23 protein-coding genes, 1 tRNA gene and 2 pseudogenes are annotated in these 26,165 nt (G+C 63.4%); 14 read left to right on the forward strand and 12 right to left on the reverse strand.

The genetic code is table 11. The features are described from left to right. Nucleotide 1 precedes the first annotated feature (1 nt). The 3 genes from AACG97_RS22420 to AACG97_RS22430 all read left to right on the forward strand — a co-directional run bounded on the left by AACG97_RS22420 (nt 2) and on the right by AACG97_RS22430 (nt 2,225). Nucleotides 2-694: a pseudouridine synthase gene (locus AACG97_RS22420; protein ID WP_009683071.1), complete on the forward strand. Its 693-nt coding sequence runs from the start codon at nt 2-4 to the stop codon at nt 692-694. 459 nt (nt 695-1,153) lie between these two features. Beyond that, nucleotides 1,154-2,041, forward strand: a complete 888-nt coding sequence (locus AACG97_RS22425) for an alpha/beta fold hydrolase (RefSeq protein WP_009683072.1) — start codon at nt 1,154-1,156, stop codon at nt 2,039-2,041. Between the two features lie 110 nt (nt 2,042-2,151). Further along, nucleotides 2,152-2,225 (forward strand) — tRNA-Gly (locus AACG97_RS22430). Between the two features lie 2 nt (nt 2,226-2,227). On the opposite strand, the gene AACG97_RS22435 is transcribed toward AACG97_RS22430, so the two are convergent. Continuing rightward, nucleotides 2,228-2,410, reverse strand: coding sequence for a hypothetical protein (locus AACG97_RS22435; RefSeq protein ID WP_009683073.1), 183 nt, complete (start codon nt 2,408-2,410; stop codon nt 2,228-2,230). Between AACG97_RS22435 and AACG97_RS22440 the strand changes: the two genes are divergently transcribed. Together AACG97_RS22440 and AACG97_RS22445 are read left to right on the forward strand one after the other, a co-directional pair. Continuing rightward, nucleotides 2,409-4,115 (forward strand): SulP family inorganic anion transporter, encoded by a 1,707-nt coding sequence (locus AACG97_RS22440; protein ID WP_009683074.1) that lies wholly within the window; start codon nt 2,409-2,411, stop codon nt 4,113-4,115. The two genes, AACG97_RS22435 and AACG97_RS22440, sit on opposite strands and share 2 nt — an antisense overlap. 63 nt (nt 4,116-4,178) lie before the next feature. Further along, on the forward strand, nt 4,179-5,189 hold the full coding sequence (locus AACG97_RS22445) for a DUF4917 family protein (protein WP_225785936.1): 1,011 nt from the start codon (nt 4,179-4,181) through the stop codon (nt 5,187-5,189). Between the two features lie 8 nt (nt 5,190-5,197). Here the strand turns inward: AACG97_RS22445 and AACG97_RS22450 are convergent, their stop codons facing one another. From AACG97_RS22450 to AACG97_RS22465, 4 genes and pseudogenes are all read right to left on the reverse strand, one after another. Further along, nucleotides 5,198-5,716 carry a helix-turn-helix transcriptional regulator gene (locus AACG97_RS22450; RefSeq protein WP_009683076.1) on the reverse strand — a complete coding sequence of 173 codons (519 nt, stop codon included), beginning with the start codon at nt 5,714-5,716 and terminating at the stop codon, nt 5,198-5,200. A gap of 30 nt (nt 5,717-5,746) precedes the next feature. Further along, nucleotides 5,747-5,986: pseudogene (locus AACG97_RS22455) on the reverse strand (hypothetical protein); the annotation flags it as partial. 193 nt (nt 5,987-6,179) lie between these two features. Further along, complete coding sequence (locus tag AACG97_RS22460) at nt 6,180-7,394, reverse strand: class I SAM-dependent methyltransferase (protein WP_009683077.1); 1,215 nt, start codon at nt 7,392-7,394, stop codon at nt 6,180-6,182. 341 nt (nt 7,395-7,735) lie between these two features. Then, nucleotides 7,736-8,353 (reverse strand): TPM domain-containing protein, encoded by a 618-nt coding sequence (locus tag AACG97_RS22465; protein WP_009683078.1) that lies wholly within the window; start codon nt 8,351-8,353, stop codon nt 7,736-7,738. Between the two features lie 185 nt (nt 8,354-8,538). Here AACG97_RS22465 and bglX point away from each other — a divergent pair, with 185 nt between their 5' ends. The 4 genes from bglX (at nt 8,539) to AACG97_RS22485 (ending at nt 15,576) form a co-directional block, all read left to right on the forward strand. Continuing rightward, the gene (bglX, locus tag AACG97_RS22470) at nt 8,539-10,830 is read left to right on the forward strand and encodes a beta-glucosidase BglX (RefSeq protein ID WP_047149744.1); all 2,292 of its coding nucleotides are present in this window, start codon (nt 8,539-8,541) and stop codon (nt 10,828-10,830) included. A gap of 122 nt (nt 10,831-10,952) precedes the next feature. After that, complete coding sequence (locus AACG97_RS22475) at nt 10,953-12,719, forward strand: sensor histidine kinase (RefSeq protein WP_047149745.1); 1,767 nt, start codon at nt 10,953-10,955, stop codon at nt 12,717-12,719. Next, on the forward strand, nt 12,704-14,035 hold the full coding sequence (locus AACG97_RS22480) for a sigma-54-dependent transcriptional regulator (protein ID WP_054881649.1): 1,332 nt from the start codon (nt 12,704-12,706) through the stop codon (nt 14,033-14,035). Before AACG97_RS22475 ends, AACG97_RS22480 begins: the two co-directional genes overlap by 16 nt. 221 nt (nt 14,036-14,256) lie before the next feature. Further along, nucleotides 14,257-15,576: an MFS transporter gene (locus tag AACG97_RS22485; RefSeq protein ID WP_009683086.1), complete on the forward strand. Its 1,320-nt coding sequence runs from the start codon at nt 14,257-14,259 to the stop codon at nt 15,574-15,576. Between the two features lie 165 nt (nt 15,577-15,741). Here AACG97_RS22485 and AACG97_RS22490 read toward each other — a convergent pair. Then, nucleotides 15,742-16,032, reverse strand: a pseudogene (locus tag AACG97_RS22490) (hypothetical protein); the annotation flags it as partial. Nucleotides 16,033-16,305: 273 nt separating this feature from the next. Here AACG97_RS22490 and AACG97_RS22495 point away from each other — a divergent pair. Further along, nucleotides 16,306-16,671, forward strand: a complete 366-nt coding sequence (locus tag AACG97_RS22495) for a hypothetical protein (protein WP_054881650.1) — start codon at nt 16,306-16,308, stop codon at nt 16,669-16,671. A 117-nt stretch (nt 16,672-16,788) separates the two neighbouring features. Next, on the forward strand, nt 16,789-17,394 hold the full coding sequence (locus AACG97_RS22500; RefSeq protein WP_009683089.1) for a flavin reductase family protein: 606 nt from the start codon (nt 16,789-16,791) through the stop codon (nt 17,392-17,394). On the opposite strand, the gene AACG97_RS22505 is transcribed toward AACG97_RS22500, so the two are convergent. Together AACG97_RS22505 and AACG97_RS22510 are read right to left on the reverse strand one after the other, a co-directional pair. Further along, on the reverse strand, nt 17,395-17,652 hold the full coding sequence (locus tag AACG97_RS22505; RefSeq protein WP_009683090.1) for a hypothetical protein: 258 nt from the start codon (nt 17,650-17,652) through the stop codon (nt 17,395-17,397). A gap of 59 nt (nt 17,653-17,711) precedes the next feature. Next, nucleotides 17,712-18,005, reverse strand: a complete 294-nt coding sequence (locus AACG97_RS22510) for a putative quinol monooxygenase (RefSeq protein ID WP_009683091.1) — start codon at nt 18,003-18,005, stop codon at nt 17,712-17,714. A 201-nt stretch (nt 18,006-18,206) separates the two neighbouring features. Between AACG97_RS22510 and AACG97_RS22515 the strand changes: the two genes are divergently transcribed. Further along, nucleotides 18,207-19,127, forward strand: a complete 921-nt coding sequence (locus AACG97_RS22515; RefSeq protein WP_029884879.1) for an AraC family transcriptional regulator — start codon at nt 18,207-18,209, stop codon at nt 19,125-19,127. A gap of 496 nt (nt 19,128-19,623) precedes the next feature. Here the strand turns inward: AACG97_RS22515 and AACG97_RS22520 are convergent, their stop codons facing one another. Next, nucleotides 19,624-21,261 (reverse strand): 5-guanidino-2-oxopentanoate decarboxylase, encoded by a 1,638-nt coding sequence (locus AACG97_RS22520; RefSeq protein WP_009685602.1) that lies wholly within the window; start codon nt 21,259-21,261, stop codon nt 19,624-19,626. 113 nt (nt 21,262-21,374) lie between these two features. Here AACG97_RS22520 and AACG97_RS22525 point away from each other — a divergent pair, with 113 nt between their 5' ends. Further along, on the forward strand, nt 21,375-22,250 hold the full coding sequence (locus AACG97_RS22525; RefSeq protein ID WP_047149618.1) for a LysR substrate-binding domain-containing protein: 876 nt from the start codon (nt 21,375-21,377) through the stop codon (nt 22,248-22,250). 98 nt (nt 22,251-22,348) lie between these two features. Here AACG97_RS22525 and AACG97_RS22530 read toward each other — a convergent pair whose 3' ends face one another. Further along, entirely contained in the window at nt 22,349-22,963 is a 615-nt protein-coding gene (locus tag AACG97_RS22530; protein WP_009685604.1) for an NAD(P)-dependent oxidoreductase, read from the reverse strand. Between the two features lie 27 nt (nt 22,964-22,990). Further along, nucleotides 22,991-23,866 carry an MBL fold metallo-hydrolase gene (locus AACG97_RS22535; RefSeq protein WP_009685605.1) on the reverse strand — a complete coding sequence of 292 codons (876 nt, stop codon included), beginning with the start codon at nt 23,864-23,866 and terminating at the stop codon, nt 22,991-22,993. Nucleotides 23,867-23,969: 103 nt separating this feature from the next. Here AACG97_RS22535 and AACG97_RS22540 point away from each other — a divergent pair, with 103 nt between their 5' ends. After that, the gene (locus tag AACG97_RS22540; protein ID WP_009685606.1) at nt 23,970-24,884 is read left to right on the forward strand and encodes a LysR family transcriptional regulator; all 915 of its coding nucleotides are present in this window, start codon (nt 23,970-23,972) and stop codon (nt 24,882-24,884) included. A 97-nt stretch (nt 24,885-24,981) separates the two neighbouring features. Here AACG97_RS22540 and AACG97_RS22545 read toward each other — a convergent pair whose 3' ends face one another. After that, complete coding sequence (locus tag AACG97_RS22545) at nt 24,982-25,851, reverse strand: isocitrate lyase/PEP mutase family protein (protein WP_009685607.1); 870 nt, start codon at nt 25,849-25,851, stop codon at nt 24,982-24,984. Nucleotides 25,852-26,165 lie beyond the last annotated feature (314 nt).

Genomic DNA, 26,165 nt, shown 5'->3' on the forward strand with positions numbered 1-26,165 from the left:
CATGCGCCTCGATCGTTTCCTTGCCAACCTGCCCCACTGCAACCGCCAGCAAGCCCGGCTGATGCTGGCCCAGCGCCGTGTACGCCTGGATGGCCAGGTCATCAGCGACCCGCTGGCCGAGGTGCGGGAGTTCAGCCGGGTGCAACTGGACGAGCAGTTGCTGCAGGCTGGCCGCCCGGCGCGCTACCTGATGCTGCACAAGCCGGCCGGCTGCGTGAGCGCGACCCACGACCCACAGCACCCCACTGTGCTCGAGCTGTTGCCGGCGGCGCTGCGTGCAGACCTGCACATCGCCGGGCGCCTGGACTTCAACACCACCGGCCTGATGATCCTGACCAACGATGGCCAATGGTCACGACGCCTGACCCAGCCAGCGACCAAGCTGCCCAAGCAGTACCTGGTGGAAACCGAGGACGAGATTGCCGAGCACTATGTGGCCAAGTTCCGTGAAGGCTTCTACTTCGCCTTTGAGAACCTCACCACCCAGCCCGCCCAGCTGGACATTCTAGGGCCGCGCCAGGCGCGGCTGGCGATTGTCGAAGGGCGCTATCACCAGGTCAAACGCATGTTCGGGTTTTTCGACAACAAGGTCGTGGGGCTGCACCGGGAGAGCATGGGGGCGATCCGGCTCGACCCGGGGTTGGCGCCCGGGGCCTTTCGGCAACTCACGCCGGAAGAAATAGGCACCGTCTAGCCCGCCCGCGAACTCGCGCAACCTACCGCTGAGCGCTCGCCATACGACCGCTCAGCGCCAAACGTCACAATTAAGCCCGAACGGCACTTGCAGGATCCCCGCCCCCCTGCTTGAATCCCAATCGTCAGTCTGCATGTGACCGCTAAGTCACGATCGTAGACCCAGACACTTTTTGTCGGCCACCCAGGGCCTAGATGCCTTGGGGCACGGCAGATTGCCCGCCATACAACAACACCGTCGACGCAAGTGCCAAGGATCGACACAGGGCCCCGGTTACTCTTCAGGCGAATGCCTACCTGTCATAAAGAACGTGCACCCTGATGTCCTGTTTCGGGAATGCGCTCTCTTTGGGCCAGTGGCTTGAGTGTTCGGCCAAGCCGCCGCCAAAAGTGAACGACCCGTTGCCGCGACAAGCCACCAGGTGACGCGAATACCCTTTTTGCGCCAGGAGTCGATGACATGAGGCCAGAAATCGCTGTACTTGATATTCAAGGTCAGTATCGGGTTTACACGGAGTTCTATCGCGCGGATGCGGCTGAGAATACGATCATCCTGATCAACGGCTCGCTGGCCACCACAGCCTCGTTCGCCCAGACGGTGCGCAACCTGCACCCGCAGTTCAATGTCGTCCTGTTCGACCAGCCCTACGCGGGCAAATCCAAACCGCACAACCGCCACGAACGGCTGATCAGCAAGGAGACCGAGGCGCATATCCTCCTTGAACTGATCGATCACTTCCAGGCCGACCACGTGATGTCGTTCTCGTGGGGCGGTGCCAGCACGCTACTGGCACTGGCGCACCAGCCGCGGTATGTGAAGAAGGCCGTGGTGAGTTCGTTCTCGCCGGTGATCAATGAACCAATGCGCGACTACCTGGCGCGCGGTTGCCAGTACCTGGCCGCCTGCGACCGCTATCAAGTCGGCAACCTGATCAACGACACCATCGGCAAGTACCTGCCGTCGCTGTTCAAGCGGTTCAACTACCGGCACGTCAGCAGCCTGGACAGCCACGAATACGCGCAGATGCACTTCCACATCAACCAGGTGCTGCAACATGACCTGGCACGGGCACTGGATGGCGCGCGCGCTATCGATATTCCGGTGTTGTTCATCAATGGTGAACGCGACGAGTACACCACGGCCGCAGATGCACGGCAGTTCGGCAAACACGTGGGGCGCAGCCAGTTTGGGGTTATCCGCGGTGCAGGACACTTTCTGGACATGGAGACCAAGGCCGCCTGCGAGGACACCCGCAATGCCATGTTGGGCTTCCTCAAGCCAACCCTGCGTGAAGCCCGGCAACGATACCAGCCGCTGCAACAGGGGCAGCATGCACTGGCTATCTGAGCAACTCGGCGCCTTGGTGCGGATACCCGCCGGCATGGGGCGCCGACACGCTTTTTTTATAACGTGGGCTTCTATTTCGCGCAGGGTTCTGGTAAAAAGTGCGGCGTAAGGCGGGTATAGTTTAGTGGTAAAACGAAAGCTTCCCAAGCTTTAGTTGAGGGTTCGATTCCCTCTACCCGCTCCACATTACATTCCCCCGCATGGCGTTCCGGCAACGTCATCGCTGTCAAAAGGAGCGTTCGCTCCTTTTTTCGTTTCTGCCAATCGCTTCGATCTGCTGCTTTCGATGATCAGCAGCATGGCCAATTGCCTGTCGATCCGTTTCAATGCGCCCAGGGTTTCGTGAAACATTTCGAAAGGACGACGCATGTTGCTCTCCCGCTGGCTACCGGGCCTTGCCAACCTGCTGCACTACCGCCGCGAATGGCTGCACGCCGACCTGCAGGCAGGGCTGTCGGTGGCAGCCATCCAGATCCCGACTGCCATCGCCTACGCCCAGATCGTGGGCTTGCCGCCGCAGTACGGCCTGTACGCCTGTGTGCTGCCGATGATGGTCTACGCGCTGATCGGGAGCTCGCGCCAGTTGATGGTCGGCCCCGACGCGGCTACCTGCGCCATGATTGCCGGGGCCGTGGCGCCGCTGGCCTTGGGCGACCCGCAACGCACTGCCGAGCTGTCGGTCATCGTCACCGTACTGGTCGGGGTCATGCTGATTGCCGCTGGCCTGGCGCGGGCCGGGTTCATCGCCAGCTTCTTCTCGCGCCCGATTCTGATCGGCTACCTCAACGGTATCGGCCTGAGCCTGATCGCCGGGCAGTTGTCCAAGGTGGTGGGGTTCAGCATCGAGGGCGACGGTTTCATCCTCAGCCTGATCAACTTCCTCCAACGCCTGGGCGAAATTCACGGGTTGACGTTGTGCATCGGCCTGGCCGCCCTAGGCCTGCTGATCTGGCTGCCACGCCGCTACCCGCGCCTGCCGGCCGCGCTAACGGTGGTGGCGCTGTTCATGCTGCTGGCGGGTCTGTTCGGCCTCGACCGCTTCGGCGTCGCCATACTCGGCCCGGTGCCGGCCGGCATCCCGCAACTGGCCTGGCCACACAGCAACCTGGCAGAAATGAAAAGCCTGCTGCGCGACGCCCTGGGTATCGCCACGGTCAGTTTCTGCAGCGCCATGCTCACCGCGCGCAGTTTCGCTGCCCGGCATGGCTACGCCATCAACGCCAACCACGAGTTCGTGGCGTTGGGCGTGAGCAATCTGGCCGCCGGGGTTTCCCAGGGTTTTGCCATCAGCGGTGCCGATTCGCGCACCGCCGTCAACGACATGGTCGGGGGCAAAAGCCAGCTGGTCGGCATCGTCGCCGCCCTGGTGATCGCCTTGATCCTTTTGTTTTTCACCGCGCCCATGGCGTGGATCCCTCAGGCGGCGCTGGGCGCGGTGCTGCTGATGGCTGGCTGGGGGCTGATCGATATCAAGTCACTGGGCCACATTCGGCGCCTGAGCCGTTTCGAATTCTGGCTGTGCCTGCTGACCACCGTGGGGGTGCTGGGGCTGGGCGTGCTGCCCGGCATCGTGTTTGCCGTGACCTTGGCGATACTGCGCCTGCTGTACAGCATCTACCAGCCTACCGACGCCGTGCTCGGCTGGCTGCCGGGCACCGAAGGCCAGGTCGACATTCGCAAGTTCAAGGATGCGCGGACGGTGCCCGGCCTGGTGGTCTACCGTTTTGACGACGCAATCCTGTTCTTCAATGCCGACTACTTCAAGATGCGCCTTCTCGAGGCGGTGCAAGGCGAGGCCCAGCCCAAGGCCGTGTTGTTCGATGCCGAGGCCGTGACCAGTATCGATGTCAGCGGCATGGCCGCATTGCGTGAAGTGCGCGACACCCTGGCCGCGCAGGGCATTTTCTTCGCCATCGCCCGTGCCCGCGGCAGCTTTCTGCGCATGCTGGTGCGCTCGGGCATGGCGCGCGAGATGGAGGACAAATTGCTGTTCGGTTCGGTGCGCGCCGGCATCCGGGCCTACCGGGTATGGCGTAACCGCAAGCGCAGCGTGCCGGCCGCCAGGCAGGGTTGATGCCCCTTGCCCCCGCCTGACATGCTAAAGTCGCCCCGCGCCCGCACCACCAATGGACCCAGCATGCCTGCACTCGACGCCCCACTCCTGCCCTGGCCGGAACTTGCCGCCCGCCACCCCTGCGATGCCCTGCTGCTGGGTAACGGCGCCAGCCGCGCAGTGTGGAAGCCGTTCGGCTATTTCTCGCTGTTCGAGGAGGCGCAACGCGCCGGTCGCAAGAAAGGCCTGGCGATCAGCGACCAGGCCCTGTTCAAGTCCTTGGGCACGGAGCTGTTCGAACCGGTGCTCAGCGCGCTCAACACCACCGTGCGCGCCAATGCTGCGCTCGCCATCAACTCCACTGCGCCGCTCAACCGCTATTACTCGATCAAGGAAGCGCTGATCCACGCCGTGCGCACCGTGCATCTGCCCTGGCGGCTGATGCCCCCGGCAACCCTGGCCGTGCTCAATCAGGCCTTGCGTGGCTATCGCAGCGTCTACACCAGCAACTACGACCTGCTGCTACCTTGGGCCCTGCAACATGCCCCGCAGGGCTTCGCCGACCTGTTCGACGAGCAGGGTTACTTCGATGTGCGCCGGCGCAGCAGCGAGGGTACCCGGGTGATGCACCTGCACGGGGGCTTGCACCTGCTCAAGCAACCCGACGGCACCACCCGTCAATGCAGCGCCGAGAGCGCCGAGCTGCTGGAAGGTTTTGCCGTGAACATTCCCGGTGAGGTGCCGCTGTTCGTCAATGAAGACCGCAGCGACGAGAAACTGCGCGCCATCCGCCACTCGGACTACCTGAGCTGGTGCCTGGGGCAGCTGGCCCAGGAACACCGTGGCCTGTGCCTGTTCGGGCAGCACCTGGACAGCACTGACCAGCACCTGCTCGACGCCATTCGAATGGCCGGGCCCAAGCACCTGGCGATCGCCATTCGGCCGTTGAGTGAAGCGTCGGTGATCAACCAGAAGCAGCATTTCGTCGATCGCCTGGGCGCCATGCCGGGCACGTCACTGCACTTCTTCGACGCCACGACCCATCCGCTGGGGCAGGCATCGCTGTCTATCGAAGCCGTGGCCACCCGAGGTTGAGGCCAGCCTCAGGCGCCTGTTGAAGGGGCCAGGTCTGGCTCGCCGAGCACGCGTTCGTATGCTTTGGACACGTTAACGGCCATTGCCATGCGCGCAAGCTCCAACGTGCTCTTGCCGATCGGGTAGCTCCCTCGCGCCTGCAGCCATGGCAACACATCGGCCAGGTGCCACAGAGCGGTGCTGCCATCATGCACGGGTACTGGGAAGCTACCTGCACGGGCGAGCATCAATTTGCGCATGTTCTGCCGAGATACACCGATGAGTTCCGCCACATCGCTGAGCCCGACCAGATCGGGGGTCGCTTCGATCAGGCGAGCGCCTGGAACCGCTCTGGCAACATCACTTAATGCGCTCTCGATGGCCTGCCTGGCAGATGTCGCCTGGCGAGTGAATGCCAATGCCAGACGCCCAGGTTGACCTACACCAGCCAATGCATCATCACATCCGTACTGAGCCAGGCGCTCCAGCAACGCATCGATATCTTCGTTCCCGCTCAGCTGATACCTGAGAGTGAACTCATACTCCATCGCTACTCCTCCTTGGGTACACATTGCCAGCCTGTCAGCCGAACAGTGATCAACCACACGCCTCAACTGTCGCGCTAAATTACCGGCGTTACGTGGCGTGCTCCATATGCTGGTAATGCAATACTCCCCGCATCGACAGTCGGCATCGTTGAAAGGGCAATACATTTTTCCCCAACAATGTCCCCCGCCTACCGCAACTCTCCATCCCTTTGATTCCGCGTGCCTCAAGGCCAGTTCGACCTCTTTCCTGGCATGACTGGGGCGGGCCATCAGCTTTTCTCCAGTGTGGACTTACTGCTCATGGGTTGTCAAATGACAACCCGGCTAACCGACTACTGAGCACGTCACACTACTGAAACGCTGATCAGAGAACTCCTTGAAAGGCACGGCTAGGAAATGCCCTACAAGCATTACCGATCAAGGGCAAAGGAATTCTGTAGGGATGGTAGGGATACGCGCCCGCTCAGAGCAGCCCGTCGCACCGCAACAGCGTCTCCAGGCAATGCTCCTGCACCCCATAGAACGCCTTGAGCTGGGCGATTTTCTCCAGCAGCGCACGGTTGTCGCCCGGCTGGCGCCGCTTCACCGCAAGAATCATCTTGTTCTTGTTGGTGTGCTCCAGGGAGATGAACTCGAATACCTTGGTCTCATAACCACAGGCCTCCAGGTACAGCGCCCGCAAGCTGTCCGTGAGCATTTCGGCCTGCTGGCCCAGGTGCAGGCCGTATTGCAGCATTGGCTGCAGCAGGCCCGGGCTGTGCAGTTGCGGGCGGATCTGCTTGTGGCAGCACGGCGAACACATGATGATCGCGGCATTGCTGCGGATACCGGTATGGATGGCATAGTCGGTGGCGATGTCACAGGCATGCAGGGCGATCATCACCTCGATGGCGTCGGGCACCACGCTGCGCACGTCACCACACTGGAACTCCAGGCCTGCATGCTGCAGCCGCACCGCGGCGGCGTTGCACAGGTCGACCATGTCCTGGCGCAGTTCAACCCCGGTCACCTGCGCTTCGCGGCCCAACGTATTGCGCAGGTAATCATGCATGGCGAAGGTCAGGTAGCCCTTGCCCGAGCCAAAGTCGGCCACCCGCAGTACCTGCTGTGTCGGCACCGGGGCGCTGGCCAGGGCGTGGTCGAAGACCTCGATGAACTTGTTGATCTGCTTCCACTTGCGCGACATGGACGGGATCAGTGCCCCCTGCGCGTCGGTCACGCCAAGATCGCGCAGGAATGGGCGCGACAGCTCCAGGTAGCGTTTTTTCTCACGGTCATGGCCACTGGCGGGCGCGGCCTCGCGCGGGGCCTGTGCGCCATGGCGCTGAAGCATCGGCTTGCCCTTCTTGCTGAAGGTCAGCTGTACTTCGCCGTCGGCATCGAAGAGGTGGGCGTTACGGAAGCTGCCCGGCAGCAACTCGGCCACCAGCGTCAAGGCATCGTCCAGGGCCAGGTTGCGGGTGATGTCTCGGGCCTGGTGACGGTAGACCAGCGACAGGCAGGGCTGGCCCTTGACCTGCAGCGGCTTGGCGATGATTCGTTGCAGGGTCTGGTCGGCACCGACATGGCGTGCCAGCACCAGCTTGCTTAACGTGCCGCCCTGCAGGGCAGCGTTCAGCAGGTCGAGGAACTGGGCGAGTGCGTCCGGCGCGGCGGAAGCGGAATGACTGGCGGGCATGGACAAAGGGGCCTTGGGTAGCGGAACGCTCATTCTACCGTGTGCCGTGCGGCCAGGCATACCTTGGCCACCCACGGCCGCGTCACGCCCAGGCCAGGCGCTGCATAGCTTGTGGCAAACACCTGCCGCAAGCGCGACGCGGCCTGTGTGGGAGCGGGTGAGCCCGCGAAGAACCCAACGCGGTGGCTGGCACCGGCTACGCCGGTGTTCGCGGGCGCGCCCGCTCTCACATGGGCCCGGCTGAATCAACAAGTTATGGATTGTTCAATAGGAGCTGGCGATGGGCTGCACAGCAGCCCCTAACTGCCTGCCCTTATCCAAGTGCGCGCCTGCATGCTGCCTCAGTCGAGAATCACCAGGCGGTTTGGCAGTTCGTTACGCGCATGGGTCGGTGGCACCTGCTCGCTCAGTAACTCGCCGCAGGCCTCGATGCATTCGACAAAACCCTGCAGGGTCCGCCCCTGGCGCACCTGTTCGGCAAGCCGGCTGACGAGTGCCGCCCGAGCGCTGGCATCCAGGCAGTGCTCGATGCCGCGGTCAACCAGTATTTCCACATGCCGCTCCGCCTCGCTGACAAAAATCAGCACCCCCGTGCCAGCCGCCGTACGCTGCAGGTTCAGCTCGCGAAATTGCTGGTGCGCCAGGCGCGAAGCACGCCAGCGGCGCAGCACCCGGGGGATCAGCCAGCCGGCCAGGCGCGGGCTACGCAGCAGCAGGCACAAGCCGACAAACAGCAGCATGTTGGCCACCAACAAGCCACGCACGCCCGGCCAGCCCAGCAGCCACTGCAGCAGGCCCGGCACGGCCAGTGCCAGCACGGCAGCCCAGAGCAGCGGCCAATACGCATAGTCGTCGGCACGCCGCGCCAGTACCGTCACCAGTTCGGCGTCGGTGTGCCGCTCGGCACGGGCTATGGCTTCGGCAATCTGCCGCTGATCATACTCGTCAAAAGGGGTCATGCCGTCGGTCTCTGCGCTTTCTTATAGTTGTTGTCCCGGCATACGGGGCTTCGTCCGCGGGTGACATATTCAGGCATAATCGGCCGCTGGAAGCATTGCCTGCAAATCGTACAACAATAGCCGCCTGAAAACTTCGGCCGCGCGCGTACCACCCTGGATACGGCAGAGGCCCCACAACGGAACTGATGATGAAACTGTCTTTGCTGGGCCTGGCCATGGGCCTTGCCAGTCAGGCGGCCCTCGCCGCCACCTCCGCCCCGCCCCTGCAAGACAAGCAGGCCTTCATCGACCATCTGGTCAGCCAGATGACCGAAGCCGAGAAAATCGGCCAACTGCGCCTGATCAGCATCGGCCCGGAAATGCCGCGCGACAAGATTCGCGAGGAAATCGCCGCTGGCCGCATTGGCGGTACCTTCAATTCCCGCACCGCGCCGGAAAACCGGCCGATGCAGGATGCGGCCATGCGCAGCCGCCTGAAGATCCCGATGTTCTTCGCCTACGATACCGTCCACGGCGAGCGCACGATCTTCCCGATCGGCCTGGGCATGGCCGCCACCTGGGACATGGACGCGGTGGCCAAAGTGGGCCGCACCGCCGCCATCGAAGCCTCGGCCGACGCCCTGGACATGACCTTCGCCCCGATGGTCGATATTGCCCGCGACCCCCGCTGGGGCCGCACCAGTGAAGGTTTCGGCGAGGATACCTACCTGACCTCGAAGATCGGCCAGGTCATGGTGCGCTCGTTCCAGGGCAGCAGCCCGGCCAACCCCGACAGCATCATGGCCATCGTCAAGCACTTTGCCTTGTACGGTGCAGTAGAGGGCGGGCGCGACTACAACACGGTCGATATGAGCCTGCCGAAAATGTACAACGATTACCTGCCGCCCTACCGCGCCGCACTCGATGCCGGTGCCGGGGGCGTCATGGTGGCGCTGAACTCGATCAACGGTGTGCCGGCCACCTCCAACACCTGGCTGATGAACGACCTGCTGCGCAAGGAGTGGGGCTTCAAGGGGGTGACCATCAGCGACCATGGCGCCATCCAGGAGCTGATCCGCCATGGCGTCGCCCGCGACGGCCGCGAAGCCGCCAAGCTGGCTATCAAGGCCGGCATCGACATGAGCATGAACGACACCCTGTACGGCCAGGAACTGCCAGGCCTGCTGAAGTCTGGCGAGGTGAGCCAGCACGAACTGGACCAGGCCGTGCGCGAAGTGCTGGGGGCCAAATACGACATGGGCCTGTTCAAGGACCCGTACGTGCGCATCGGCAAGGCCGAAACCGACCTGAAAGACTACTACGGCAGCGACCGCCTGCACCGCGAAGCCGCCCGTGACGTGGCGCGTCGTAGCCTGGTGCTGCTGGAAAACCACAACCAGACCCTACCACTGAAAAAAACCGGCACCCTCGCGCTGGTCGGGCCCCTGGCCGATGCCCCGATCGACATGATGGGCAGCTGGGCCGCCGACGGCAAACCGGCGCATTCGGTCACCGTGCGCGAAGGCCTGCGCCGCGCCGTGGAAGGCAAGGCCAAACTGGTCTACGCCAAAGGCTCCAACATCACCGGCGACAAGGCCATCCTCGACTACCTGAACTTCCTCAACTTCGATGCCCCGGAAATCGTCGACGACCCGCGCCCCCCTGCGGTGCTCATCGATGAAGCGGTCAAGGCAGCGCAACAAGCCGATGTGGTAGTGGCCGTGGTTGGCGAGTCCCGCGGCATGTCCCACGAATCGTCGAGCCGCACCACCCTGGAGATTCCTGCCAGCCAGCGTGAACTGATCAAGGCCTTGAAGGCGACCGGCAAGCCACTGGTACTGGTGCTGATGAACGGCCGCCCGCTGTCGATCAGTTGGGAACGTGAACAGGCCGATGCCATTCTCGAAACCTGGTTCGCCGGTACCGAAGGCGGCAATGCCATTGCCGACGTGCTGTTCGGTGACTACAACCCGTCCGGCAAGCTGGCCATCACCTTCCCGAGGTCGGTCGGGCAGATCCCGATGTACTACAACCACACCCGTATCGGCCGGCCGTTCACGCCAGGCAAACCCGGCAACTACACCTCGCAGTACTTCGAAGAGCCCAACGGCCCGCTGTACCCGTTCGGCTACGGCCTGAGCTACAGCAGCTTCGAGCTGTCGGGCCTGACGCTGTCGGCCAACAACCTCAAGCGCGGCGATACGCTGCAAGCCAAGGTCACGGTGAAGAACACCGGCAAGCTGGCAGGCGAGACCGTGGTGCAGTTGTACCTGCAGGATGTCTCGGCATCGATGAGCCGCCCGGTCAAAGAGCTGAAGAACTTCCAGAAACTGATGCTCAAGCCCGGTGAGACGCGCACCTTGAGCTTCCGCATCAGCGAGGAAGACCTGAAGTTCTACAATGGCCAGTTGCAGCGGGTTGCCGAGCCCGGGGAGTTCAATGTCCAGGTCGGGCTCGACTCCCAGGCGGTGCAGCAGCAGAGTTTTGAATTGCTGTAACTGAACGGTCGCCTGTACCGGCCCTTTCGCGGGCTTGCCCGCTCCCACAGGTACTCACACGTGGGGGCGGGCAAGCCCGGGTAAGGGCCAGCCCCGATGCCCCAATGACCCGGATCCGCGCCATGCCCTTTTCCTTTCGCGCCCTGCGGCTGGGGCTGATTACCCTGCTGATCCTGCTAGGCACTGCCCTCAGTGCCGGTTGGGCGATGCACCAGGCCAAGCGCCAGGCCATGGAAAACGACGCACAACGTGCCCACCAGCAACTGGGCTTGTACGCCAATAGCCTGCATACGCTGATCGACCGCTACCGGGCCCTGCCAGCCGTGCTGGCGCTGGACCCGGAACTGATCGACGCCCTGCGCGGCCCGGTCAGCGAGACGGTGCAAGGCGCCTTGAACCGCAAGCTCGAACGTATCAACGGTGCGGCCAACTCTTCGACCCTCGAACTGCTCGACCACACCGGCCTGGCCGTGGCAGCCAGCAACTGGCGGCTACCCAGCACCTACGTCGGCTCCAACTACGGCTTTCGCCCCTACTTCAAGCAAACCCGCAGCCAGGGTACGGGCCGCTTCTATGCCGTTGGCGTGACCAGCGGGGTACCGGGGTACTTTCTGGCCAGCGCAGTCAACGACGAACATGGCCGTTTTCTCGGCGCCATGGTGGTCAAGCTGGAGTTCCCGGAGCTGGAACGCGAATGGCGCCAGGGCAGCGATATCCTGCTGGTCAGCGATGCCCGCGGCATCACCTTCATTGCCAACCAGGACGGCTGGCGCTACCGCGAGCTGCAGCCACTGAGCGGCGCCGACCGTGCCGAACTCGCCGAAACACGCCAGTACGACAAGCAGCCGCTGGTGCCGCTGCACCATCAGGTGCTCACGCGCTTCGCTGCCAACAGCACCCTCAGCCGCGTGCAAGGCCCCGACGGCAGCGCCGAGTACCTGTGGGAAAGCCTGCCGCTGGCAGGCGAAGGCTGGACCTTGCACCTGCTGCGCAAGCCGCAGGTGGCGGCAGACGGCCGCAATGCCGCCCTCGGCGCTGCTGCCGTATGGTTGAGCCTGGTGTTCGCGGCGTTGTTCATCAGCCAGCGCCTGCGCCTGGCACGGCTGCGCCAGCGCAGCCGGGAAGAGCTCAAGCGCCAGGTCGAGGAACGTACCCGCGAGCTGCGTACCGCCCAGGAGGGCCTGGTGCAATCCGCCAAACTGGCCGCGCTGGGCCAGATGTCGGCGGCCATGGCCCACGAAATCAACCAACCGCTGACAACCCAGCGCATGCAACTGGAAACCGTGCGCCTGCTGCTCGACAATGGCCGGCCTGCCGAAGCGCGGCAGGCACTCGAGCCGCTGGAGCAGATGCTCACGCGCATGGCCGCGCTCACCAGTCACCTCAAGACCTTCGCCCGTAACAGCCCGATGGGCTTGCGCGAGCGCCTGGACCTGGCCACCGTGGTCGATCAGGCACTGCACCTGCTGGAAACGCGTATCCGCAGCGAAGAGGTCGAGGTCGCGCTGTACCTCGCACGCCCGGCCTGGGTACGGGGCGATGCCATCCGCCTGGAACAGGTGCTGATCAACCTGTTGCGCAACGCCCTCGACGCCATGGCCGACAAACGCTACAAGCGCCTGGAGATCCGCATCGAAGCCGATGGCGCACGGTGGCGCCTGAGTGTGCTCGACTCCGGTGGCGGCATAGCCGAGGCCGACCTGGCCAAGGTCTTCGACCCCTTCTTCACCACCAAGCCCGTGGGCGAAGGGCTGGGCCTTGGCCTGGCGATCTCCTACGGTATCGTCCATGAGGTCGGCGGCCAGCTGCAGGCCGAGAACCTGTCTGGCGGTGCGCGCCTGAGCCTTACCCTGCCCCAAGATCTGGAGCCTGCATGTTCAATTCAGTGATCGTCATCGACGATGAAGCCAGTATCCGCACAGCGGTCGAGCAATGGCTGAGCCTGTCGGGTTTCAACGTGCAGCTGTTTGCCCGCGCCGAAGACTGCCTGAGCCAGTTGCCGAAGCATTTCCCGGGTGTGATCATCAGCGATGTGCGCATGCCCGGCATGGGTGGCCTGCAGCTGCTCGAACGCCTGCAGGCGGACGACCCCGACCTGCCTGTGATCCTGCTGACCGGCCACGGCGATGTCCCCATGGCCGTGGAGGCCATGCGCAACGGGGCCTACGACTTCCTGGAAAAACCCTTCACCCCGCAACATCTGCTGGGCAGCCTGCGGCGGGCTCTGGAAAAACGCCAGTTGGTGCTTGAGAACCGCCGCCTGCACGAGCAGGCCGACCTCAAGTCACGCCTGGAAGGCACGCTGCTGGGCATGTCCCAGGGCCTGCAACTGCTGCGGCGGCAGGTGCTGGACCTGGCCAGCCTGCCGGTCAATGTGCTGATCCGCGGTGAGACAGGCAGCGGCAAAGAACGTGTAGCCCGCTGCCTCCACGATTTCGGGCCACGCGCGGCCAAGCCATTCGTGGCGCTCAATTGCGCGGCCATTCCTGAGGCATTGTTCGAGGCCGAGCTGTTCGGCCATGAGAGCGGCGCCTTCACCGGTGCCCAGGGCAAGCGCGTCGGCAAGCTGGAATATGCCAACGGCGGCACGGTGTTTCTCGATGAAATCGAAAGCATGCCGCTGGCCCAGCAGGCCAAACTGCTGCGGGTGATCCAGGAGCAGAAGCTCGAGCGCCTGGGGGCGAACCAGAGTATCAACGTTGACCTGCGCATCATCGCCGCAACCAAGCCCGACTTGCTGGAGGAGGCCCGTGCCGGGCGCTTCCGTGAAGACCTTGCCTACCGCCTGAACGTTGCCGAGTTGCGCCTGGCGCCTTTGCGCGAACGACGCGAAGACATTCCGCTGCTGTTCGACCACTTCGCTCGCGCTGCTGCCGACCGGCTTGGCCGCGCTGCGCCGCCGCTGTCGGGCGCGCAACTGGCACAACTGCTGGCGCATGACTGGCCGGGTAACGTGCGCGAGCTGGCCAATGCGGCAGAGCGGCATGCATTGGGCCTGGGTTCACCCGGTACCGAGGTGGCCCCTGCCGGGCAATCGCTGAGCGAGCAGATGGAGGCGTTCGAGGCCCAGTGCCTGCGTGCAGCGTTGCGCCAGCATGGGGGCGCGATCAGTGCGGTGATGGAGGCGTTGCAACTGCCGCGGCGAACGCTGAACGAAAAGATGCAGCGGCACGGGTTGTCGCGGGACGATTTTACCGGCCAGTGATAAGCGGAATTCCGCCTATCACTGGCTGGCGATAGGCAGAATTCCGCCCATGCAAAGCACTTTCAGGGCCCGGCTCGCAGGCGCGCGGCCAGCGAAATGCCCGCAAAGCGGCCTATTGCCCCGATTTGGGTCGGCCCGCCCCGGTTTGGCACACCTTCTGCAAATGCTCGTGTCAGCTGCGCCCAGGCGCGCTCCACAACAACAACGAGAAGGTATCCCTGATGGATAACGCCACCTCCCTGCCCGCTGGGGCGGCCGCTGCGCCTGCCGCAGAAAAAACTACCGCCAGCCGCCTGAAGTCGATCTTCAGCGGGTCCATCGGCAACATGGTCGAATGGTACGACTGGTACGTCTACGCCGCATTCTCGCTGTATTTCGCCAAGGCCTTCTTCCCGGCCGGCGACTCCACTGCACAACTGCTCAACACCGCCGCGATTTTCGCCGTTGGCTTTTTGATGCGCCCGATCGGCGGCTGGCTGATGGGCCTTTACGCCGACCGCAAAGGCCGCAAGGCCGCGCTGATGGCCTCGGTACTGCTGATGTGCGCCGGCTCGCTGGTCATTGCCCTGACGCCTGGCTATGAAACCATCGGCTTCGCCGCACCGGTCCTGCTGGTCATCGCCCGCCTGATGCAGGGCCTGTCGGTGGGTGGCGAATACGGCACCTCGGCAACCTACCTCAGCGAAATGGCCAGCAAGGACCGCCGCGGCTTCTTCTCCAGCTTCCAGTACGTGACCCTCATCTCCGGCCAGCTCATCGCCCTGGCAGTGCTGATCGTCCTGCAACAGACCCTGACCACCGAGCAGCTGTATGCCTGGGGCTGGCGCGTACCCTTCGTGATCGGTGCGCTGTGCGCCGTGGTCGCGCTGTACCTGCGCCGTGGCATGGAGGAAACCGCCTCGTTCACCAAGAAGGAAAAAGCCAAGGAAAGCCTGATGCGCACCCTGCTGCGCCACCCCAAGGAACTGATGACCGTGGTTGGCCTGACCATGGGCGGTACCCTGGCCTTCTACACCTACACCACCTACATGCAGAAGTACCTGGTCAATACCGTGGGCATGAGCATCAGCGACTCGACCACGATCTCGGCCGCCACGTTGTTCCTGTTCATGTGCCTGCAGCCTGTGATCGGCGGTCTGTCCGACAAGATCGGCCGGCGCCCGATCCTGATCGCCTTCGGTGTACTGGGTACCCTGTTCACCGTGCCGATCCTCAGCACCCTGCATACTATCCAGACCTGGTGGGGGGCGTTCTTCCTGATCATGGCAGCGCTGATCATCGTCAGTGGCTATACCTCGATCAACGCCGTGGTCAAAGCTGAACTGTTCCCGACCGAAATCCGCGCCCTTGGCGTGGGCCTGCCCTACGCACTGACCGTTTCGATCTTCGGCGGCACCGCCGAGTACGTGGCGCTGTGGTTCAAGAGCGCGGGCATGGAAAGCGGCTTCTATTGGTACGTCACCGCCTGTATCGCCTGCTCGCTGCTGGTGTACGCGACGATGAAGGACACCAAACAGCACTCTCGTATCACCACCGAGTGACCCGGTAAGGCCGTTCTGCAAGGGCGCCCAACGTGCAGGGCGCCTTTTTTTATGCCCCCTAATGCCCCATGAGCCGATTAGCTGAGCTATTCGGCTCATGGGATGGGTGTGAAAGGCCGTTTGCTGGGCAAGCGTGAAAGCATTGACCCGTTACCGCATCAACATTCAGGACATTTCCAGCGCCTGACGCGGTTCACGACGCTGGTACCAGCTAGCCACCAGTACCAGTACCAGCAGCACGCCACCCAGCACGGCCGATGAACCGACCGTGCCGAAGTCCAGCTTGCCCTTCGCATGAGGTTTGGTCAGGAAGTCGCCCAGAGCGGTACCCAAGGTCAGCGGCAGGATCCCGATCAGCAGGGCCGTACCGGTGGCATAGACCATGCCCAGGGTAGGGTCCATGAAGTCGGACATCGTGGTGCCGACGGTGCTGGTGGGCTGAAAAATAGGTAGGTAAGCGATGAAAAAACGTTCATCGGTGATCTGCATCAGGTGTTCTTCTTAATCCCCTATTAATTGCCACCCTTCAGCCTTCACGGGCTGACTGATGAAGGGTGCATGCACCAACCCGTACCCGCCCAGGCAAACGCCTATACGACGATTACAGCACCTTAAAATATCGAATAAGTCGATTATTTAGTGCTTATATTTGCGCTTTTTAATCAGCATATTGGGCGTAATATTTAAGTCACGGAAACAAACAACCCACAAATCCCTGGAGCAATGACCATGAAAAACAAACTGATCCTCACCCTGGCCCTGTCGGTTTTCGCCACTAGCGCCTTTGCCGAAGATGGTTTCGACCGGACCAATGCCCACACCTTTGCCGCAGCCCAGACCCAGTCGGCCAGCTACGCTGAAGACGGCTTCGATCGTACTGGCGGCCAACGCTTCGCTGAAGACGGCTTCGACCGCACCGGCGGCCAACGCTTTGCCGAAGACGGCTTCGACCGCACCGGCGGCCAACGCTTCGCTGAAGACGGCTTCGACCGCACCGGCGGCCAACGCTTCGCTGAAGACGGCTTCGACCGCACCGGCGGCCAACGCTTTGCTGAAGACGGCTTCGACCGCACCAACGCCAACCGCATCAGCTGATCCCTGCTGCGAGCGCCCAGCCCGGCTTTTGCCGGGCTTGATCATTTGCAGGCAAGCAAAGGCTTGGCACACTAGGCTTCTTGTCTACCAGGAGGTAGGGCCAGTAAGCCCAGCACAATGTATTACTACGAACCCGCCAAAGGCCACGGCCTGCCCCACGACCCCTTCAACGCCATCGTCGGTCCACGTCCTATCGGCTGGATCTCTTCGCAAGACCGCGAGGGACGCTTGAACCTGGCGCCCTACAGCTTCTTCAATGCCTTCAACTACATCCCGCCAATCATCGGTTTCTGCAGTGTCGGGCGCAAAGACAGCCTGAACAATATCGAGCAGACCGGTGAATTCGTCTGGAACCTGGCCACGCGATCGCTGGCAGAGCAGATGAACCAGAGCTGTGCGCCGGTGGCTGCCGAGGTCAGTGAATTCGAGTTGAGCGGCCTCACCGCCACACCGTCAAGCCTGGTCAAGGTGCCGCGCGTGGGCGAAACCCCGGTCGCGTTCGAGTGCAAGGTCAGCCAGATCGTCCAGCTCAAGCGGGCCGACCAGGCGCTGGTACCCAGCTGGCTGATTCTTGGGGAAGTGGTGGCCGTGCACATTGCCGACCACCTGCTGAAGAACGGTATTTACGATACCGCGGCAGCAGAACCTATCTTGCGCGGTGGTGGCCCGGCGGACTATTTCGAGCTGGGCAACCTGTTCAAGATGGCCCGCCCGCCGGCCTGATCACCAGACCAGCTCACCCTCAGCGCTAACGCCTTGCAGGCGCTGCAGTTCGGCCGTGGCCGCTTCGTCGGCGGCCACGGCGCCCTTGAACACCTGGCCGTCGAGCACCTTGTGAAAACGCGGCGCGCCGCCCATACCCAGGGCTTTGACTGCGATGGCCGCGTGATAGCCACCACCTTCGGCCGGCACCATCGCCGACACCGCTTCGAACTGCGGGAATTCCCTACGTGCCATGTTGCTCTCTGCCTGCTTGATCATGGCCCGGCATGTTAACCCAAACCCCAGCCAGCGCGCGCGCTGTGGGAGGGGCCATGCCGTCAGTCGAATGTATGCAAGTCGAGGCTGCTGACCACCTGCGCCTGCACCAGCTCACCGAACATCTCCAGCGTGGGCGACGCAAAATAGCCACTCATGGCCTGTTGGTCCTGCCAACTGCCGCTGAGCAGCCACAGGTCAGCGTCGGCCTGCGAACGCTGTACGCTGAAACTCAGGCAACCCGGCGCACGCAGCGACGGCTCAAGCAGGTCACGCAGGCGCGCGCCAAGCTCCGCAGAACGCCCGCTGCTGGCACGAATGAACGCAAGATGGGTGACCGGTTGTTTTAGGGCCATTGCACTATCTCCTTGAAGCAAGCGGACGAAAAAGCCAGGCTGCCAAGGTTAGGGGTTCGCCCGCGCAACCCGTTAGGCCATTACTGCTTGCCGCTTGCCTGATCCTGCGGCGCGGCAGGATCAGGCAAGCGACGTGCAGCTTTCGACTAGCGTCGGCCGTTGCCCAAACCTATGCTGCGACCGTCAGCAGAGGAAAGCATCATGACCATCGCCACGCCCACCGACCCGACCCTGGAACTGCAGCGCCTGGAGCTGGCCGAGCTGATTACCCGCCATGCCGGCGAGCCCCACGGCCCGGCGTCGGCCATCGCGGATCTGTACCTGGTGCGCTACACCGAGAATGTGCGCTCGGTCCCTACCCTGGCGCAACCGGCCTTGTGCATCCTTGCGCAAGGCAGCAAAAGCCTGTTTCTGGGTGACGAGCAGTATGCCTACGATCCACTGCACTACATGGTGGTTTCGGTCACCCTGCCGTTGAGCGGCGTGCGGCTCGATGCCAGCCCCGAGCACCCCAGCCTGGGTTTGCGCATGGACCTGGACCCGGCCGAGATCAGCCAGTTGATCGCCGAAAGCGGCCCGATGCTGGTGCCCAACAAGCCATCGGGCCGTGGCCTGTACGTGGACAAAACCGATGCGGCGTTGCTCGACGCCCTGTTGCGGTTGCTGCGCCTGCTGGATAGCCCACGCGACATCTCCATGCTGGCGCCACTGGTCCGCCGTGAGATCCTCTACCGCCTGTTGCGTGGGCCGCAGGGTTATCGGCTGTACGAAATCGCCTTGGCGAACAGCCAGACCCACCGGGTTTGCCAGGCCATCGCCTGGCTCAACAACCACTACCAACAGCCACTGCGTATCGAGGACCTGGCCCGTGAGGTCAACCTCAGCACCTCGACCTTGCACCACCGCTTCAAGGCGGTGACCTCGATGAGCCCGTTGCAGTACCAGAAACAACTGCGCCTGCAGGAGGCACGGCGGTTGATGCTCAACGACGGGCTCGAGGCGGCGGTGGCGGCCTACCGGGTGGGCTATGAAAGCCCCTCGCAGTTCAGCCGCGAGTACAGCCGGCTGTACGGCGCGCCGCCGATTCGGGATGTGGCTCGGTTGCGGGCCAATGCTGGCTGAAGTTCAGGGTGGCTGTACCGGCCCCATCGCTGGCAAGCCAGCTCCCACAGGGATCGCCTTAGGGCTGACAGGTGTTTGTCAGAAGATATGCAGCGCCTGTTAGAGCGAGCGCCGCCCGCGCGGCGCATCGCGAGCTGCGCTCGCTCCTACGTTTGTTTCGGGCCAATTATTCCTGTGGGATTTGCGCGCGAACGCCTTGGTGCATGCCTCAATATCGCGCCGTACAAACAAGGCGGCCGCGCGCGCCTGTCACAGGCGTTACTGGCCCGAAACAAACGTAGGAGCGAGCGCAGCTCGCGATTGCGCCGCGCGGGCGGCGCTCGATCTCACAGGCGCTGAAGATGCTCCGGCTACCCTTGCCAGGAACCATAGAATCTCCCACAGGGTGGACTGCCCCCAAGAAATTGGATTGGTGTCCAACTTCTTGGGGGCAGTCCATTGGTGGGAGCTGGCTTGCCAGCGATAGGGCCGGCACCAGCAACCCAAGACTCAAGGTTCAACCGACAACCGTGCCCTGCCACTGGTGCTGGTCTACCTGGATCAATGTCGGCCCCTTGCGCTCCACCGCCTGCCCCAGCGCCGCCTGCAATTGCGCCACATCCGCCACGCTCTGCGCTGCGGCCCCCAACGCCCGCGCCACGCCGATGAAGTCTGGGGTATGGATATCCACCCCGACCGGCTCGATCGCCCGGTTGAGCATGTACTTCTTGATCTCTTCGTAGCCCTGGTTATTCCACAGCAGCACGATCAACGGCACCTGCGCCTCCACGGCACTGGCCAACTCCGGCAGCGTGAATTGCAGGCCGCCATCGCCAATCAGGCACACCACTGGCGCCCGCTCAGCAGCGTGCTCGGCACTGCCCAACCAGGCACCCATGGCCGCCGGCAAGGCATAGCCCAGGGTGCCGTACCCCGTCGAGGCGTTGAACCAGCGGCGCGGCTGGTCCATGTCCAAGGTCAGGTTACCGGTGTAGACCGGCTGGGTAGAATCGCCCACCAGCACCACACCGGGCAGGCGCTGCACGATGGCCGTCAACAAGCGTGTCTGGCTCAGGGTCGGCTGGTCCCAGCCGGTTGCCAAGGCTTCCCGCAGCCTGGTCACGCGAGCCCGCCCCCAGTTGCGGTCGTGTACCCCCTGCGGCTGCGCCTGCAAGGCCGCCAGCAGCGCTTCGGCAGCCAGTTCGGCGTCGGCCACCAGTGCCAGTTCCGGCAGGTAGTTGCGCACGGTCTGGTCCGGGTCGATGTCGATGCGCAGCAGGCTCCCCGGGATGTCGAAACCGCCTTTGAAGGTCACGTCATAATCGGTTTCGGCCAGTTCGGTACCGATCGCCAGCACCACGTCGGCCTCGGCCACCAGCGCCCGCGTAGCCGGTAGCGACTGGGTCGAGCCAATCTGCAGCGGGTGGCTGGATGGCAGCAAGCCCTTGGCATTGATGGTCAGGGCTACCGGTGCCTGCAGGTGCTCGGCCAGGCGGGCCAGCGCAGCACCTGCTGCCAAGGCACCCCCACCGGCCAGGATCAATGGCCGCCGCGCGCTGGCCAGGCGTTCAGCCATCTGCGCCACGGCCAGCGGTGCAGCCCCTGCACGGTTACCCCGTACCGGGCGGCCCGGCAACAGTTGGTCGGCGGGCTGAACCAGCACATCCAGCGGTATTTCGATATGCACTGGGCGCGGCCGGGCGCTGTCGAATACCGCGAAGGCCCGCGCCAATACCTGAGGCAGATCGGCTGCATTCATCAGGGTGTGCGAAAACGCCGCGACACCCGCCACCAGCGCCGCCTGATCAGGCAACTCGTGCAGCTTGCCACGGCCACCGCCCAACTGGTCACGCGACTGCACGCTGGAGATCACCAGCATCGGAATCGAATCGGCATAGGCCTGGCCCATGGCGGTGGCGATGTTGGTCATGCCCGGGCCGGTAATGATGAAGCACACCCCGGGTTTGCCACGGGTGCGCGCATAGCCGTCAGCCATGAACCCGGCGCCCTGCTCGTGGCGCGGGGTGATATGGCGAATGGACGAGCCCGCCAGGCCTCGGTACAGCTCCACCGTATGCACGCCGGGGATGCCGAAGACATGGTCCACGCCATAGCCTTCAAGGAGTTTGACCAGCACTTCGCCGCAGGTTGCCATGGGGTTCACCATCAATCTTGTTGGGTTATGCGCTTATTGGACCCAAGCCACGGCTATCGCCACAATGCAAAAAAACACATACTAGCCATGTCCTGAAGTCATGGCTTATTGCGATGAAACGCCTCCCGCCCCTACCCGCCTTGCATACCTTCCTGATCACTGCCCAGTGCTGCAATTTCACCCGCGCCGGGCAGCAGTTGCACATCACCCAGGGCGCCGTCAGCCGGCAGATCGCCGCCCTGGAGCAGCACTTGGGTTATGCCCTGTTCCAGCGCCAGGCCCGCGGTTTGAGCCTGACCCATGAAGGCCAGGACTGGCTGCCACGGGTGCAACAGGTGTTTGCGCTGATCGAACAAGGGGTGCGTGAGGTGGGAGAGCACAGCACGACCCTGCAGTTGAAGGCCCCCACGTGCGTGATGCGCTGGCTGCTGCCGCGCCTGATGGAGTGGCAGGCACTGCGCCCGGATGTACCGGTGGAACTGACCACGACCGTTCAGCATGGCGTGGATTTGCGCCGCGAGGGCTTTGATGCAGCGGTGGTCTATGGCGAGGCACCGAACCACGGGCTGCAGGTGCGCAAGCTGTTCGATGAGCAACTGACGCCGGTGTGCGCACCGTCTTTGCGTGAGGGGCCGCTGCCCTTGCAGCAGGTTGAAGACCTCGCGCGGCACATGTTGCTGCACCCCTCGCGGGATGAGCATGATTGGCGGTTATGGCTGCAGGCGGCTGGGGTAACGCTGGCTGCGCAGGGGCCGAAGCAGCACTTCGAAACGCTGGACATGGCCATGGCCATGGCGTCGCAGGGGACAGGCGTGGCTATCGGTGATTGGTCGCTGATTGGCGATGACTTGCGCGGCGGGCGGCTTTGCATGCCGTTTGCGCTGAAGGTGCGGACCGGTAAGGGCTACTACCTGGTTAGCCAGGCCAGGAACCTGCCGGCGGGGTTGCTGGAGTTGCTGGACTGGCTGGAGGGCCAGGCCAGCCTGTGAAGGCCTGTTCGCGGGCTCGCCCGCTCCCACAGGTGACGCACAGGATTTGAAACCTGTGCAATACCTGTGGGAGCGGGCGAGCCCGCGAAGCAGGCGACTCAATACCCGACCGTGAACCGCTGCCGCGAATGCTGCGGTTTCTCCAGCTCATCCAGCATGGCAATCGCATAGTCGGCAAAGGTGATCCAGCTCTTGCCATCCGCAGCGATCAGCAGATGGTCCTTGCCCAGCGTGTAGTGCCCGCTGCGCTCGCCTTCAACAAACTCCGCCGAGGGTGAGAGGAAGGTCCAATCCAGGTCCTGCTCGCCCTGCAACGCCTCCAGAAACCGCACACCGCCCGTGGCCTCGGCCTTGTAGGCCTCCGGGAAATCAGGGCTGTCGATCACCCGCTGCCCCGACGGCAGCAACAGGCTGGCGGCACCGCCAACCACCAGCAGGCGTTTGACCCCGGCACGCTTGACCGGCTCGATGATCGCCTGCGGCTCGATGGTGGAGAAGTGCGCTGCACTCAGTACTGCGTCCACACCTGTCACTGCGGCCTCCAGGGCTGTGCCGTCCTTGGCATCCAGCGCCTTGATAGTCACCCCGTCACGCCCCTGCAGCTGCGACGGGTCGCGGGCAATCGCGACCACGTTATGGCCACGGCGCAGGGCCTCTTCCAGCAACTGGCTGCCAGCACGACCGGTGGCGCCGATGATTGCAATCTTGCTCATGTCATACGCTCCCTCAATTGAACGGAATTACCACTTCATTTCGCCCTTGGCGACCTTGGCCCCCAGCTCCAGCGAGCTTTCATCGGCCAGGCCCGGGTAACGCTGCTTCATCGCCTTGATCAGCGCGCCGGCATCTTTCGCCTTGGCGGCCTCGCTGTCGAAATCGCGAATGTAGTTGGCCGTGAAACGCACGGCCTCCAACGAACGGCTGCTATCGCCCAGGTAGTGGCCCGGGACGACCGTGCGCGGCGCCAGCGCTTCGATGCGCGCCAGGGTGCTCAGCCAGTCGGCATGGGACTTGGGCGTTTGCGTATCCGCCATCCACACATGAATGTGCTCGGCTACCACGACACCGCCGACCACGGCCTTGATCGAAGGGATCCAGACGAAACTGCGGTCAGGCTGAGGGCCGTCCAGGCCGACCACTTCCAGGGCTTGCCCCTCCAGGGTCAGGCGGTCGCCTTCGAGCACCTGAGGCAGCACCAGCCGCGCCGGTTTGTCGGCCCCCATCTGCGGCCCCCAGTAGGCCAGCTTGGCCTCCATGGTCTGGCGGATGTGCGCAACGGTGGCAGCCGAAGCCAGCACCTTGGCGTCGGGGAACGCCTGGGTCACGGTATCCAGGCCAAAGTAGTAATCCGGGTCACCGTGGCTGATGTAGATGCTGGTCAGGTGCTTGCCACCCGCCCGCAGGCGTTGCACCAGTTGCTCGGCCTGGGCCTTGCCGAACTGGGCATCGACCAGCACCGCATCGTGCTCGCCACTGACGATTACCGAACTCACCGGGAAAATAGCGTCGTGGCCGGGGTTGTAGACTTCCAGGTGCAAAGGCTCTGCGGCCATGGCCGGCCCGGCGAGGGTGACGCAGGCCAGCAGCAGGCCACGCAGAGGGGTGAACAGGGACATTGGGTAAGCCTTCCGCTAGATCGATGACCCACAGCTTAGTTGCCCGATCCGTAACAAAAAATGCGATGCTTGGACATAGTTTGTTTCTGAAAGCGAGCAAGTCATGGACCGTCTGAACGCCATGCGCGTCTTTGTCACCGTTGTCGACCTGGGCAGCCAGTCAGCGGCGGCGGATCACCTGCAACTGTCGCGTCCGGTCGTATCGCGTTACCTGGCCGAGCTGGAAGACTGGGTGGGTGCACGCCTGATGCAACGCACCACACGCAAGCTCAGCCTGACGGCCGCTGGCCAGGAAACCCTGCCCCGTTGCCGGCACTTGCTGGACCTGGCAGGTGAACTGCAGGCCGCAGTACAACAACCGGACGATGCCCCCAAGGGGGCATTGCGTATCAGCGTCAGCACCTCGTTCGGCCAGGCCCAACTGGTGGATGCCATCGCGGCTTATGTGCAGCGTTACCCCGGTGTGAAGGTTGAACTGCAGATGCTCGACCGCACCGTCAACCTGGTGGACGAGCGCATCGACCTGGCCATCCGCACCAGCAACGACCTGGACCCCAACCTGATTGCCAGGCGGCTGAGCGTGTGCCGGTCGGTGGTCTGTGCGGCACCCGCCTATCTGCACGAGCATGGCACCCCGCAACAGGTCGAGGAACTGAGCCGGCACAACTGCCTGACCCATGCCTACTTCGGCCATAGCCTGTGGCACTTCGACGTGGCCGGCCAGCAGGTGAGCGTGCCGGTGGCCGGCAACATCAGCGCCAATGAGGCAATGACCTTGCAGAAGGCGGCACTGGCTGGGGCCGGCATCGCCATGTTGCCGACCTACCAGGCCGCCGACGCCCTGCGCAAAGGTGAACTGGTGCGGCTGCTGGCACACGCCAGGCCGCGCGAGCTGAACCTGAATGCGGTGTACACCTCGCGCAAGCACATGCCGGCCACCTTGCGCAGCATGCTGGATTTTCTGGTGGAGCGGTTCAAGGACGACCCAGAGTGGGACCGCGATCTGTCATGGGCATGATGGCCTCATCGCCGGCCAGCCGGCATGGCTATGCGCCTTGGTCCCACCTGTCGCTGTACCTTGAGCGCCGTCCGTTGAGTTGACGGCGCCCTGCCGGTCACTCCTCGACGCTCATGTACTCCTTGGCCCAGCGGATGTAGTCCTCGGGCTGGGTGTAGGTGTGCGAGAGTTCGGTGGCGCTGAGGTTGTCCGACTTGTTCTGCTTGCCGCGCTGCAGCCGCAAGCAGTCGTAGGTGGCTTTGATTGCAGCAAAGTACGCCGCGTGGCCATCGACGGCTATGCGCACGCCCAGGCGTGCCAGGCGCTCGTCGTCATGCAGGTTCGGGTTGCCATAGGTGACCAGCATCAGCGGCACGGTCAGGTGCTCGGCGATCTTTTCGAGCTGCTCGAAGTCCTTTACGCCCACCATGCAGATGCCATCGGCACCGGCCTTCTGGTAGCTCTGGGTACGCACGATGATTTCTTCGGTGGTGAGCACGCCAGCATTGGTACGGGCGATGATCGACAACGACGAATCGACCCGGGCCTCCAATGCCGCCCGGATCTTGCCAACGCCCTCATCAACCGGGATCAGGTCGGTGGACTTGCGCCCGAACTGGGCTGGCAGCAGGGTGTCCTCGATGGTCAGGGCAGCCACGCCGGCGCGCTCCAGCTCGATCACCGTGCGCATCACGTTCAGTGCGTTGCCATAGCCATGGTCGGCGTCGGCCAGCACCGGCAACTGCGCCACGCGGCCAATCCGGGTGGCCTGCTCGACGAACTCACTGAGGGTGATCAGCGCAAAGTCCGGCGCAGCCAGCACCTGCAACGAGGCGACCGAGCCGCCGAGGATACCGACCTCGAACCCCAGGTCAGCCGCAATGCGTGCCGACATCGGATCGAACACCGAGGCGGTGTGGTAACAGGAACCTGAAGCGAGCAGCTCGCGGAAGGCAAAACGCAGATCTTGATGGGAAGCCTTGGGCATGATCACTCCGCAATTATGTGCAAATTTTGAACGGTAACTACCGACCCCTGCAATCGGGTCTACCTGACCTGTTCCAACCGTCGCCATGTGGGCGGTCATGCTCGGCATGCAGGCAGAGGAATAAAAGGTGTGGGAGACAGAGGCCCGTGAAACCTGCGGCATAATGTTGCACCAAGCTGGTGCAACCCGCGGCATTCGGCCCCTGTGGCATACCAACGATATCACGCGGCCATGCTGCACTGGATGAATACGCCAATGCCGATTCGGCATAGGGGATGCAGTTAGTACATAGGAAGCTACCTAACTCGGGTTAC

The sequence above is a fragment of the Pseudomonas sp. Nvir genome (genome assembly GCF_963778085.1).
Lineage (GTDB): Bacteria > Pseudomonadota > Gammaproteobacteria > Pseudomonadales > Pseudomonadaceae > Aquipseudomonas > Aquipseudomonas juntendi.

Excerpts from the sequence above, each read along its gene's own strand:
- AACG97_RS22495 (WP_054881650.1), top strand. The coding sequence starts at position 16,306 with ATGAAAAACAAACTGATCCTCACCCTGGCCCTGTCGGTTTTCGCCACT.
- AACG97_RS22520 (WP_009685602.1), bottom strand. The coding sequence starts at position 21,261 with ATGGCAACCTGCGGCGAAGTGCTGGTCAAACTCCTTGAAGGCTATGGC.
- AACG97_RS22500 (WP_009683089.1), top strand. The coding sequence starts at position 16,789 with ATGTATTACTACGAACCCGCCAAAGGCCACGGCCTGCCCCACGACCCC.
- AACG97_RS22460 (WP_009683077.1), bottom strand. The coding sequence starts at position 7,394 with ATGCCCGCCAGTCATTCCGCTTCCGCCGCGCCGGACGCACTCGCCCAG.
- AACG97_RS22485 (WP_009683086.1), top strand. The coding sequence starts at position 14,257 with ATGGATAACGCCACCTCCCTGCCCGCTGGGGCGGCCGCTGCGCCTGCC.
- AACG97_RS22510 (WP_009683091.1), bottom strand. The coding sequence starts at position 18,005 with ATGGCCCTAAAACAACCGGTCACCCATCTTGCGTTCATTCGTGCCAGC.
- AACG97_RS22540 (WP_009685606.1), top strand. The coding sequence starts at position 23,970 with ATGGACCGTCTGAACGCCATGCGCGTCTTTGTCACCGTTGTCGACCTG.
- AACG97_RS22480 (WP_054881649.1), top strand. The coding sequence starts at position 12,704 with ATGTTCAATTCAGTGATCGTCATCGACGATGAAGCCAGTATCCGCACA.
- AACG97_RS22435 (WP_009683073.1), bottom strand. The coding sequence starts at position 2,410 with ATGCGTCGTCCTTTCGAAATGTTTCACGAAACCCTGGGCGCATTGAAA.
- AACG97_RS22530 (WP_009685604.1), bottom strand. The coding sequence starts at position 22,963 with ATGAGCAAGATTGCAATCATCGGCGCCACCGGTCGTGCTGGCAGCCAG.
- AACG97_RS22450 (WP_009683076.1), bottom strand. The coding sequence starts at position 5,716 with ATGGAGTATGAGTTCACTCTCAGGTATCAGCTGAGCGGGAACGAAGAT.
- AACG97_RS22505 (WP_009683090.1), bottom strand. The coding sequence starts at position 17,652 with ATGATCAAGCAGGCAGAGAGCAACATGGCACGTAGGGAATTCCCGCAG.
- AACG97_RS22440 (WP_009683074.1), top strand. The coding sequence starts at position 2,409 with ATGTTGCTCTCCCGCTGGCTACCGGGCCTTGCCAACCTGCTGCACTAC.
- AACG97_RS22425 (WP_009683072.1), top strand. The coding sequence starts at position 1,154 with ATGAGGCCAGAAATCGCTGTACTTGATATTCAAGGTCAGTATCGGGTT.
- AACG97_RS22515 (WP_029884879.1), top strand. The coding sequence starts at position 18,207 with ATGACCATCGCCACGCCCACCGACCCGACCCTGGAACTGCAGCGCCTG.
- AACG97_RS22465 (WP_009683078.1), bottom strand. The coding sequence starts at position 8,353 with ATGACCCCTTTTGACGAGTATGATCAGCGGCAGATTGCCGAAGCCATA.
- AACG97_RS22535 (WP_009685605.1), bottom strand. The coding sequence starts at position 23,866 with ATGTCCCTGTTCACCCCTCTGCGTGGCCTGCTGCTGGCCTGCGTCACC.
- bglX (WP_047149744.1), top strand. The coding sequence starts at position 8,539 with ATGATGAAACTGTCTTTGCTGGGCCTGGCCATGGGCCTTGCCAGTCAG.
- AACG97_RS22525 (WP_047149618.1), top strand. The coding sequence starts at position 21,375 with ATGAAACGCCTCCCGCCCCTACCCGCCTTGCATACCTTCCTGATCACT.
- AACG97_RS22445 (WP_225785936.1), top strand. The coding sequence starts at position 4,179 with ATGCCTGCACTCGACGCCCCACTCCTGCCCTGGCCGGAACTTGCCGCC.
- AACG97_RS22420 (WP_009683071.1), top strand. The coding sequence starts at position 2 with ATGCGCCTCGATCGTTTCCTTGCCAACCTGCCCCACTGCAACCGCCAG.
- AACG97_RS22475 (WP_047149745.1), top strand. The coding sequence starts at position 10,953 with ATGCCCTTTTCCTTTCGCGCCCTGCGGCTGGGGCTGATTACCCTGCTG.
- AACG97_RS22545 (WP_009685607.1), bottom strand. The coding sequence starts at position 25,851 with ATGCCCAAGGCTTCCCATCAAGATCTGCGTTTTGCCTTCCGCGAGCTG.